This window comes from Burkholderia sp. Ax-1720, assembly GCF_011753035.1.
Taxonomy (GTDB): domain Bacteria; phylum Pseudomonadota; class Gammaproteobacteria; order Burkholderiales; family Burkholderiaceae; genus Burkholderia; species Burkholderia gladioli.
In genome coordinates this window covers 1-2,069 of record NZ_VWWK01000383.1, presented here as the reverse complement: position 1 = coordinate 2,069, position 2,069 = coordinate 1, and the positions used below count along the sequence as shown (strand labels likewise).

Below are 2,069 nucleotides of genomic sequence, written 5' to 3'. Positions count from 1 at the left end.
GCCGGCGCCGGCACCGCGGCAGGCCCGGCAGCCGGTGCCGCCGGCTTCGCGCCGCCGCCGATCTGCTGCGCGAGCCCCTGCGAGCCGGCCGCGTCGTTCGACAGCGTGGTGGCGGTGGCGTCCTCGCGCATCAGCGCGGTTTCCGACTTGCGGTTCAGCACCAGGATGCTGATCCGGCGGTTCTCCGGGTCGAGCGGGTCGGCCTTGTTCAGGTTCTGGGTCGAGGCCAGGCCGGTCACGCGCAGCACCTTGGCCTCGTCCATCCCGCCGGCGATCAGCTCGCGCCGCGAGGCATTGGCCCGGTCGGCCGACAATTCCCAGTTGCTGTAGCCCTTCTCGCCGCCCGAATACGGCACCGCGTCGGTATGGCCCTGCATCACGATGCGGTTCGGCACGTCGTTGAGGGTCTTGCCGATCTCGCGCAGGATGTCGCGCATGTAGGGCTCGACGGTGTCGCTCGAGAGCGCGAACATCGGCCGCTTCTGGGTGTCGACGATCTCGATGCGCAGCCCGGTCAGGGTCGAGTCGATGCGGATCTGCTGCTTGAACTGGCGCAGCACCGGGTTGGCCTCGATCGCCGCCATCAGCTTGATCTGCAGGTCGTGCAGGCGCACTTGCTCCTGGCGGTCCTGCTGCGCGCCCGGATCGACGTCGCGATCCTCGTCGCGGCCTTCCTGGGTCAGGCGGCTGGCCAGCATGGTGGTGCCGTCGGTGCGCCGCGTGGTGCCCGACTCGCTGCGCGTGATGTCCGAGCCGCCGCCGTTGACGATGCTCGAGTCATGCGAGCTGCGATCGCCGTTGCCGAACAGCGCGGCCCGCAGCGGCGTGTTGAAGTAGTCGGCGATGCCCTTCAACTGCACCGGCGTGACCGCCGAGAGCAGCCACATCAGCAGGAAGAAGGCCATCATCGCGGTCATGAAGTCCGCATAGGCGAGCTTCCAGGCCCCGCCGTGGTGGCCCTTCTTCGCCGGCGCGACCCGCTTGACGACGATCGCGCGATCCTTGCCCTTGCTCATCGCCGGCCGCCCCGCTTATTTCGCCTTCACCCGGCGCACGTGCTCCTCGAGCTCGGCGAACGACGGGCGTTCGGTCGAGAAGAGCACCTTGCGGCCGAATTCGACCGCGATCGCCGGCGCGTAGCCGTTCAGGCTCGCCAGGATGGTCACCTTGATGCACTGGAGCAGCTTGGTCGACTCGGCCGCGCGCTGTTCGGCGAGGCTGGCCAGCGGCCCGATCAGGCCGTAGGAGAGCAGGATGCCGAGGAAGGTGCCGACCAGCGCCTGCGCGATCATCGCGCCGAGCACCGCGGGCGGCTTGTCGGCCGAGGCCATGGTGTGCACCACGCCCATCACCGCCGCCACGATGCCGAAGGCGGGCATCGCGTCGCCCACGCGCGTGAGCGCATGGGCCGGGCCCTCCACCTCGACGTGGTGGGTCTCGATCTCCTCGTCCATCAGGCTTTCGATCTCGAAGGCGTTCATGTTGCCGCCCACCATCAGGCGCAGGTAGTCGGTCAGGAACTCGACCATGTGCTTGTCGGCCAGGATCTTCGGGTACTGGGTGAAGATCGGGCTCTTCTCGGGGTCGTCGATGTCGGCCTCGAGGGTGAGCGTGCCTTCCTTGCGCGCCTTGGCCAGCAGCACGTAGAGCAGGGCCATCAGCTCCATGTACAGCGCCTTGGTGTATTTCGAGCTCTTGAACAGGGTCGGCAGCACGCGCAGCGTGGCCTTGATCATCTTGATGCCGTTGCCGAGGATGAAGGCGCCCACGCCGGCGCCGGCGATCATCAGGATTTCGAGCGGTTGGATCAGCGCGCCCAGGTGGCCGCCCGCGAGCGCGTAGCCGCCGAACACGGACAACAACGTCACGAGAGTTCCCACGAAAATCAGCACAGCCTGTCCCTCACGAATGGCCGGCGGGAAGGCCGCCGTTAAGTGGTTTACGGCAGGCGGGCCGAAAACTTTCACCGCCCCGGACCGGGGCTAACCCGATATCGGCCGGGGCCCGGCGGCGGCCTCGCGCCGGGCCGCGGGCGGCCTTGGCGCGGGCCTGAGCGGCGCCGCGGACCG

General features: G+C 68.6%; 2 protein-coding genes. Both read right to left on the bottom strand.

Going from position 1 to position 2,069, the window contains the following annotated elements; genetic code table 11:
- Positions 1-1,016 (bottom strand): flagellar motor protein MotB (motB, locus tag F3J18_RS36940; protein WP_166917108.1); only part of this gene is annotated, 1,016 nt, incomplete at its 3' end.
- 15 nt (positions 1,017-1,031) lie between these two features.
- Positions 1,032-1,892 (bottom strand): flagellar motor stator protein MotA, encoded by an 861-nt coding sequence (gene motA, locus F3J18_RS36935; RefSeq protein WP_025099996.1) that lies wholly within the window; start codon positions 1,890-1,892, stop codon positions 1,032-1,034.
- Between the last annotated feature and the right edge of the window lie 177 nt (positions 1,893-2,069).